Raw genomic sequence first — 8,194 nt, 5'->3', positions numbered from 1 at the left:
GTTGCCGTCGCTGTCGGGCTGGCTTTTATCGAAACAGTCGTGGGTATAGTTATGTTAATCGTCTTTTCATCAGACCAGTAAAACGTCCCGTCGATAATGGCATGCGCCCTGAAATAGAAGATCCCGGTCTTGCCTAGGGTTATGTTCCCACTGAAATCAGCAGGTATTGTTCCACTCTGCGGTGTTGTTAGGCTTGGATAGCTCGTAAGCGTCAGGTTCCCTGACTTCGAATCCGGACCATAGTGAACCGCAGTGTGATTGATAGTTTCCTGGATAGGGCTGTTGACCCTCCATGACACCATAAAACTCTGACCTGCCTCTGCTGCAGCAGGTGCACTTAAAACCTCAACACTGTAGCCGGGTGTTGGCGTGGGTGTCGGAGTAGGCATGGGTGTCGTCGGCGCAGGCGTTGCTGTCGGCGTTGGAGTTGCCGGCGGCGGCGTGCTCACACAGCCCGAAATAATCAACGATGATACTATTGCAGCAAATGCAATATAGTAGGTTATTCTTCCCCTGATCATAAATACCTCCAAGGATTGTTTGTCTGGAATAGTATTTATAATCTCCTACCAGCAAATATAATCCAGTATCTTTCCCCTGAGAGACGTCCTGTTCATAATATCTTCTTTACCCTTAAACGGTCTTTCCCGCAATATCTCTGCCACCTGTTTTTTCCCTACACACGGAAGCATCTGGATTATTTTAAGCGGCATGCGATTTAAATTCACGGGCAGCGGAAGACCTGTAATCGACCTGTGACCGTGGTCTGTCACCACTATGTCGAAGCTCTTATTTAACTCAAGTTCCATTGGAATGCCCACAAGAAGCGGGTATGAACCAAGCTGGCGCCCGAATGTTATTTTATCGTAGATTTCCGTACGTACATCCTTCATTACCGTTTCAACCGGCACAATGCGCCGCAGCATGGGAAAATCGATCTCGTTTCTGATTTTTTCCTTGTAGCGAAGGAACGTAGCTTTGTTTTTTTTAACAGCCTCATCGAAGCCGTACATTGCAGTACCGGCGAAGGTCATCACCTGCCTGATATTCACCCTGCGCACCATGAGACCGCTGCCTAAGACTTTTTTCAGGAATTCAAAGTTAAGCTCAAAAGTATTTTCCGTCTCGCCTTTTAATCCGTGCACGAAGTTTATCCCGGGCAAAAGTTCAGGAAGACCGCTTGTTCCTCGCGCTGCTCCGACCTCATTTAAGAGCTTTACAGCATCTAAGACTTCATCAGGCGAAGCTTTCAGGTCGTTCGCCTTTATTACATCGGGGTCTGCACTTTCCATGCCAAGCGCAGCCACATCTCCTGATGTATGATATCTCACAATTATCTTTGCAATCTCCCGCGATTCGTGAGGATACCTTGCAAGGGTTGCAGGATTGGCATTGTCCATGTGCAGTACCCTGAGCTCTGGCGCAGCATTTCGTATCCCGCTGTAGAGTTCTTCCAGTGCATTGGGATTCGGGATTCCGTTTTTTGCCTGGTACATGAACAAATCAGGCTGCCTCCCTATCCTGAAATAACGCGCCCCATAGGCATAGAGCGCAGCCGCTTCCTTTATTACATCCTTTATTTCGCGATAATCAGGCTTTCCATAAAGCGGTTCGGTGCAGAAAGAGCAGTGCGAATGGCGCGGACAGCCGCGGTATGTTTCAAGCTCGCACATCACATAAGGATAATCGGGGTGCTGGCGCATTATGAATGCCCCTTTTTCACCCCATCTTCCTATCTCGGATATAGTCCTCATTCTGTGCTCAACGCTGTCGGGTTCTTTTATATCACCCATCAAATCGTAGATGAATGCCTCTACATCCTTTTTTGCAAGAGTAATACCAGGCACTGCCAATGCTTTTGCCGATGAGCCGCCTTCCTCGCCAAAACCCAGCCTGATGGGTCCCCCGAGAATCCTCGTACCATCAAGATGCGAAAGTTCGCTGATTTCCTGCCGGGTTATAGGCGCTGCTCTCAGGTATTTCCCGGGCACTGTCATTCCTGCAACTATGACGATGAGATCGAACAAGATTTTCTCTCTGCGCTGGCGCATTTGGTCTATGGTGCGGTAGAAAATATCTTCGGGCTTTACCCCTTTCTCAACCAAAGCGCCAGCTATGTACCTTGGATAGGGCGCCAGGTAAGGAGGAACGCCGAGGCATGCCGGTTCATCTACATATCCATCGATTATAAGAACGCGCATTAGATAAACTATCTATATGATAACTGCTGGAGTACCAGATTTCCAAAGGTTATTAAAATGCTCCAAATACGCATCGAATGGCCCCCCTTCCGTTCGTACATATTCGAATGCAGGGCAATCCTGTCCTTTTCTATTATATAAATATGGTGCGAGTCTTACTCTACCATCGTCTATTATAATCATGGCATAAATAGGATAGGTGTCATAAAATCTTATTTCCACGTTTGATCTGTACTTTTCTTCAATCTCTTCAATAAATTCCTTTTTCTCTTCAAATGATGCTTGTATTTTTCCCTTAAGATTTTTATTTTTCTCGTCTATCTCTCTGAATTTAACGAGTTGTGAATTGGGATTTAACATTAAAATTTGTAATTTACACCCCTGCTCAACAAGGTATTGAAGTTGTTTATACTCTGGACCATGAACCGGAGTAAAATACGTATTGATAGTTATTCCTAACATTTTGACGTTCTTAATTGCAAAATTTAGAATTTCAGAACCACCCTTCCCCGGAGTATAAACATTCACCAGCCCAGAAGTTTTTACCGATTTATTGATTGACTTGACTAATTCGCACTGATCATTTATTAATTTCACTAAATTTTTATTAAAAATCTGCTCAATTAATTCTACCATATTCTTTCGTAAAAAATTTTCGTAGAACAAACTTGCAAAACCAACAACAATAAAAGCAATACCAATATGTCTAATGACATCTTCTCTGAGAGTGGATATTAAATTATCCGCAGGCGAAGCTAATATAACGAATATTATACCAGCAATCACAGCAATAAAAGAAATAACAGTGATTTTATAAACTATAATTGAATAATATAATCTCTCTATTAAAGATGACATTGCTCATCCCTCCTTAATAATATTATTAGTAATAGTAAGGATATAGTTATGCATAGATGTCTATCCATCATTCATTTGACATAAGCTGCATGGAGTTAGACGTGAACGGCTCTATCTCAACCTGCGATACTTCTTTGAGGTTGAACATTTCAGGTATTATCATAAATCAGATAATTAGAATTTTATTTTTAAATATCATATGATTTTTATCGAGAAAATATTTAAAAATCTATAAATACTTAGTTCGCTTACTACTACCTAATGACTGATATTTTTGATTACGCATATAAAGCCCTCAAGCTTACAGAAAATGCAGGCGCAGATGAAGCCGAGATTTTTTGTATAAAGGGCAGGTCTGTTACAGTCGATGTGCAAAGAGATGCCATTGACCTTGCGAAGGAAAGTCTTGTCCTGGGCATCGGGATAAGGGCAATCGTGAACGGCGCGGTGGGTTTTTCAAGCACCAATGATATGGAGCGAATCGAAGAAGCCTGTGTTCTTGCTGTGAAATCCGCAAAGGTGAGGGGGAGCGACCCTCAGTGGTCTGGTCTTCCCGGTAAAAAAAAGCCTGCTGAAGTCACGGGTATTTTTGATAAGAAACTTGAAAATATCGAAATCGAGTCGTGCATCGATTATACTTTGGAGATGATCAGAGGGGCAAAATCCAGTCCTCGTGTCGTGCCTACATCCGGGCATTTCGTATGCGGTTCTTCAACTAAGCTGGTTTTGAACTCACATGGCGTTGAAATAACAGAAGACGATACCATCGTAGAGGCTTCAGTGGATACCATTACAAAGGATGCGCCAATGTCAACGGCTTCTGAATTCGACATGTCAAGGAATCTTGGCATTGATTTTCATAAGATCGGAGAGAAAGCTTCGCTGCTTGCTCTGCGTTCGCAGCACGGCATAAGTGCGCAAACATGCGATTGCGCCGTGCTTCTTGAACCTCTGGCTTTTGCAGATATCCTGGAGAATACCCTTGTTGCCTCGCTAAATGCTGATAACGTGCAGAAAGGGCGCTCAGCCCTGATAGGGAAAATGAATACTATTATTGGTGCGAATGACCTCTCTATCGTAGATGACGGAACGCTTGCGGGAGGGCTCGGGACATCGTCATGCGATGACGAGGGTACTCCGTCCAGGAGAACTGCTGTTGTGAAAAACGGTGAGCTGTCTTCATTCCTTTATGATTGTTATGCAGCAGGCAAGGAGAAGAAAGAAAGTACGGGTAATGCAGTTCGCGCTTCCTTCACCTCCACGCCCTCGATAGGCACACGCAACCTGATTATTGAACATCCTGTATTTGACATTATTGATGAAACAAAAGACGGCGTTATTGTGAATACAGTAATCGGGGCGCACACTGCAAACCCTATTTCAGGGGATTTTTCTGTTGAAGCGCGAAATTCGTTTTTGATCAAAAACGGGGAGATTTCTTCGCCCATTAAATCCATGATGATTTCAGGGAATATCTTCGATGTGCTTAAGAATATCGATGGCATGGGGAAGGATACAAGGAAAGTGGGGAATGTTATTACCCCGACCGTGAGGGTTTCAAAGATGAGAATCGTGGGATAATCGCCTGTAATAATTATTGGGAGCGAAAATTTAACATGCCTTTTGGAGAACTGCAATTCAAGAAACCCGAATTCACTAAAATCTCAGATGTCGTCTGGGATATACCGCCGGGTTTTAAGCAGGGAATGAGGGTGCCTGCAAGGATAGTTGCAACCAAAAAGCTTATCGATGCCATGGATTTACAGGTCTACGACCAGATAACCAACGGCGCTGCGGAAGAGGCAGGGTTTGCATACAAGGAAATAGATGATGTGGTAGAGGCTACTGCACTGGCTGGCATCTCGCTTCCTGTTGCAAAACTTGTTCCTTTCGGGAACATCAAAGGATGATTATGCCGTACAGATACCTGGAAGATGTTGCGATTGCTGATGTGGCTTTTGAAGCCTGGGGAAAAACCATGGAGGAATTATTTGAATCCTCTGGTTTTGCATTAACGAATGCCATGATAAAGGACTTAGGGCAGTTAGAGCAGAAGGTGGAGAAATGTTTTGAGGTTGAGGCTCTGGATGTGGAGATGCTCTTATTTAATTTCCTGCAGGAGCTGATTTTTTATAAGGATGCTGAGCGGTTATTGTTTAACAGGTTCGAGCTGGATATCGAGCAAAAAGAAAATACATGTTATCTTAGGGTAAAAGCCTGCGGGGAAGAAATTGATCAGGAAAAGCACGAATTGCTTGCCGATGCCAAGGCGGTTGCGCTGCATAATTTTAAAGTTGAAGAGACGGCAAAGGGATGGGGAGCGACTGTGATAGTGGATGTGTAGAGACGTTCGGATATATTTTTTGGCAGGTTTAGTTTCACCTTCTCCGCACCAATCCCAAAAAATTCTCAATAATCCGCAACCCGTGCGGCGTGAGCACGGACTCGGGATGGAACTGCAAGCCGAATATCGGTCTTTGCTTATGTTTCACTCCCATTATGATGCCATCCTGCGTCCTTGCTGTAACTTCAAGCTCGCTCGGCAGCTTCGTTATGGCAAGGGAATGGTACCGACCTCCCACAACAGGATTGGGCAATCCCTGATAAATGCTGTTGCCGTTATGGTATATGAGCGAGGTCTTGCCGTGCAGGGGTCCTGAGGGGGAATGGCTCACCTCTCCGCCGAAAGCCACTGCTATCGCCTGATTACCGAGGCATACGCCAAGCAGGGGAACGCTCGATTCCCTTATAATCTCAAGGCAGCTTCCTATGTCCTTCGGATTTGCGGGATGCCCCGGACCCGGGGATATCACTATGGCATCAGGATTGAGTTCCTTCACTTCGCCAAGCGAAATGGTATTCGGGACCACAACAGTATCGGGCTCGAATATGGACACGTAATCCACAAGATTCCACACGAAGGAGTCCTTGTTATTAACAAACAATACTTTCATGCGCCACCGCACCTCCAATTGCCTTTATCATCGCAGCCATCTTGCGCTCAGTCTCGTTATACTCGTATTCAGGGTCAGAATCCGCAACAATGCCTGCGCCAGCCTGCACTATTGCCGACCTTCCGTTCTTGATTATCGTCCTTATCACTATAGCAAAATCAGCATCCCCGTTCCAGGAATAGTAGCCCACGCCTCCGCCGTAAATGCCCCTTGCATCCTTCTCAAGCTCGTGTATTATCTCCATGGCTCGAATCTTGGGCGCGCCCGAGAGCGTGCCTGCAGGAAAGATTGCTCTCGTGGCATCGAACTGGTCGCATTCATCGCGCAGCTCGCCGGAAACGGTGCTCTCTATATGCTGGATATGGGAGTATTTCAGCACGGACATGAAATCATCCACTTTAACCGAGCCGCCTTTTGAGACAATCCGCACATCGTTGCGCCCGAGGTCAACAAGCATCACATGTTCAGCCCGCTCTTTCTCGCTGCCCAGCATCTCCTTCGCATATGCTTCATCCTGTTGCGCAGTCTCCCCGCGAGGGCATGAGCCGGCTATCGGGTTGATTATAACCTTCCGTTTATGGACAGAAAGCAGGGTCTCGGGGCTTGCGCCTATAATGGCAGTGCCATTGAACTCAAAGAGGTACATGTAAGGGCTTGGATTTACTTTTCTCAGGGCAGTATAAAGCTCAAGCGGCGACTGGTCAGTAATTATTTCATACCTGCGCGAGAGCACGACCTGAAAGATGTCGCCGTCGAATATGTGCTTCTTTGCTTTCCTTACAGCGTCTTCGTATTCCTTTTTTTCCATATTGCATGTTATTTTCAAAGACCTTTTTTTCTTCTCAGCGAGTGGTTTTGCAGAGCTTATCGCAAAAGCAAGTTTCCGCGCATCTTCCTGAGCAGCCCGGTAAACTTCTTCCGGAGCATCTCCATTCAGGACAAACGGTGTCATGACTATATACGTTTCATCTGTCAGGTGGTCAAAAACCACTGTTTTCGTGGTGAGCGCAAACTGCGCATCCGGAGCAAGACTTTTTTTAGCCTCTATGTCGAGCCAGCAGTCATACACCATGTCATAGGCGCAAAAACCGATTGCGCCTCCGAGGAACACCTGCCTGTCAAATCCTCTGCCAACAAATTTTATATCCGAAGCTGCAAAAGCCGATCTGAGCGCGTCCATGGTATCAAAACCTTCTTTGATAACAGGTACATCGTTGTTCATTTCGCAAACTTTTGAAAGCGAAGCCTCAATAAACCCTATCAAGTTTGTCCTCTTCGTGTAATCGAGTCTTAACATCCGGTTCTTAATTGTTACAACCCCATCAGGTTCTGTCCCAACGAATGAAAAACGTGCATGCCTTTTTTCTTTCTCCACGGATTCAAGGAGGTATGCGCATTTTTTGTCCAGAGACGCATACAGATCAAGAGGAGAACGTGCAGTTTTCACCTTAGCCATTAACTGGATTATCACAGGCTTTTCTTCCGCAAGCTGGATGAAATCCTTCTCCCCAATATCAAATCTCATAACCCTTCGCATTTTTGATAAAGTCAATTACTTTCTTTTCATCTTTTTTCCCAGCAGTTTCAACGCCTGAGGCTGCGTCAACAGCATACGGGCGCACGGTACGCACAGCGGCTCTTACATTTTCCGGGTTTAACCCTCCTGCCAGTATCACAGGCATGCCTGCGTGAAGAACAATCTCAGAGCTTACCTCCCAGTTATGGGGCATTCCAGTTCCGCCGGTTCTTCCTTCCATGACAGTATCGAGGAGTACAGCATCCGCTATGCCGGAAAGCTCACCTACCAGTCTTATCAGCGTTCCAGGTTCGGAATCCTGGGGTACGGGTATTGTTTTAATAAGTTTAACACCCGTTTCCTTGATTTTTTTTAGCTCCGAAATTCCAAGAGCGTTGTGCACCTGAACTGCACCCGGTTTTGCTTTATGAATCATGTGTATCGCCTGTTCGGCATTCTCGGGCATGATGACAAGCACAGAAGTAACAAACACCGGCACTTTCAAGATTAGTCGTGATGCCTCCCCGAGACTGATTTTCCTGGGTGAGTCAACGGGTACTTCTGTAATAAATCCCACAGCGTCTGCTCCTGCATTTATTGCCATGCCAAGGTCGCGTTCAGTCTTGATACCGCATATTTTTACTTTCATTGTTTGTTGCTCTCTT

The 8,194-nt window shown here is 45.5% G+C and carries 9 protein-coding genes; 3 read left to right on the top strand and 6 right to left on the bottom strand.

Annotated elements, in window-relative coordinates; translation table 11 throughout:
- The 3 genes from O8C68_12905 to O8C68_12895 form a co-directional block, all read right to left on the bottom strand.
- Positions 1 to 521: hypothetical protein (locus O8C68_12905; protein ID MCZ7396690.1), on the bottom strand; the 521-nt coding region annotated here is incomplete at its 3' end.
- 45 nt (positions 522 to 566) lie between these two features.
- Entirely contained in the window at positions 567 to 2,201 is a 1,635-nt protein-coding gene (locus O8C68_12900; protein ID MCZ7396689.1) for a radical SAM protein, read from the bottom strand.
- Positions 2,202 to 2,213: 12 nt separating this feature from the next.
- Positions 2,214 to 3,059, bottom strand: coding sequence for a DUF5919 domain-containing protein (locus tag O8C68_12895; protein MCZ7396688.1), 846 nt, complete (start codon positions 3,057 to 3,059; stop codon positions 2,214 to 2,216).
- 261 nt (positions 3,060 to 3,320) lie between these two features.
- Here O8C68_12895 and O8C68_12890 point away from each other — a divergent pair, with 261 nt between their 5' ends.
- The 3 genes from O8C68_12890 to O8C68_12880 are packed head-to-tail and all read left to right on the top strand — an operon-like array spanning position 3,321 to position 5,403.
- A complete protein-coding gene (locus tag O8C68_12890; GenBank protein ID MCZ7396687.1) occupies positions 3,321 to 4,640 on the top strand; it encodes a TldD/PmbA family protein in 1,320 nt (439 codons plus the stop codon).
- A gap of 35 nt (positions 4,641 to 4,675) precedes the next feature.
- Positions 4,676 to 4,969: an RtcB family protein gene (locus tag O8C68_12885; protein MCZ7396686.1), complete on the top strand. Its 294-nt coding sequence runs from the start codon at positions 4,676 to 4,678 to the stop codon at positions 4,967 to 4,969.
- Positions 4,970 to 4,971: 2 nt separating this feature from the next.
- Positions 4,972 to 5,403 (top strand): archease, encoded by a 432-nt coding sequence (locus O8C68_12880; GenBank protein ID MCZ7396685.1) that lies wholly within the window; start codon positions 4,972 to 4,974, stop codon positions 5,401 to 5,403.
- A gap of 34 nt (positions 5,404 to 5,437) precedes the next feature.
- On the opposite strand, the gene O8C68_12875 is transcribed toward O8C68_12880, so the two are convergent.
- From O8C68_12875 to O8C68_12865, 3 genes are read right to left on the bottom strand one after another with little or no spacing between them, the layout of a single operon-like run.
- Positions 5,438 to 6,013, bottom strand: coding sequence for an aminodeoxychorismate/anthranilate synthase component II (locus tag O8C68_12875; GenBank protein MCZ7396684.1), 576 nt, complete (start codon positions 6,011 to 6,013; stop codon positions 5,438 to 5,440).
- Positions 5,994 to 7,538, bottom strand: a complete 1,545-nt coding sequence (trpE, locus tag O8C68_12870; GenBank protein ID MCZ7396683.1) for an anthranilate synthase component I — start codon at positions 7,536 to 7,538, stop codon at positions 5,994 to 5,996. The genes O8C68_12875 and trpE overlap by 20 nt, the downstream gene beginning before the upstream one ends.
- A complete protein-coding gene (locus O8C68_12865; protein ID MCZ7396682.1) occupies positions 7,528 to 8,178 on the bottom strand; it encodes a phosphoribosylanthranilate isomerase in 651 nt (216 codons plus the stop codon). Before O8C68_12865 ends, trpE begins: the two co-directional genes overlap by 11 nt.
- Between the last annotated feature and the right edge of the window lie 16 nt (positions 8,179 to 8,194).

It is taken from the genome of Candidatus Methanoperedens sp. (assembly GCA_027460525.1).
In the GTDB taxonomy this organism is placed as follows: domain Archaea; phylum Halobacteriota; class Methanosarcinia; order Methanosarcinales; family Methanoperedenaceae; genus Methanoperedens.
The sequence above is the reverse complement of the archived record's forward strand: the minus strand, read 5'-3'. Positions and strand labels throughout refer to the sequence as shown.

Excerpts from the sequence above, each read along its gene's own strand:
- O8C68_12900 (MCZ7396689.1), bottom strand. The coding sequence starts at position 2,201 with ATGCGCGTTCTTATAATCGATGGATATGTAGATGAACCGGCATGCCTC.
- O8C68_12895 (MCZ7396688.1), bottom strand. The coding sequence starts at position 3,059 with ATGTCATCTTTAATAGAGAGATTATATTATTCAATTATAGTTTATAAA.
- O8C68_12890 (MCZ7396687.1), top strand. The coding sequence starts at position 3,321 with ATGACTGATATTTTTGATTACGCATATAAAGCCCTCAAGCTTACAGAA.
- O8C68_12885 (MCZ7396686.1), top strand. The coding sequence starts at position 4,676 with ATGCCTTTTGGAGAACTGCAATTCAAGAAACCCGAATTCACTAAAATC.
- O8C68_12880 (MCZ7396685.1), top strand. The coding sequence starts at position 4,972 with ATGCCGTACAGATACCTGGAAGATGTTGCGATTGCTGATGTGGCTTTT.
- O8C68_12875 (MCZ7396684.1), bottom strand. The coding sequence starts at position 6,013 with ATGAAAGTATTGTTTGTTAATAACAAGGACTCCTTCGTGTGGAATCTT.
- trpE (MCZ7396683.1), bottom strand. The coding sequence starts at position 7,538 with ATGAGATTTGATATTGGGGAGAAGGATTTCATCCAGCTTGCGGAAGAA.
- O8C68_12865 (MCZ7396682.1), bottom strand. The coding sequence starts at position 8,178 with ATGAAAGTAAAAATATGCGGTATCAAGACTGAACGCGACCTTGGCATG.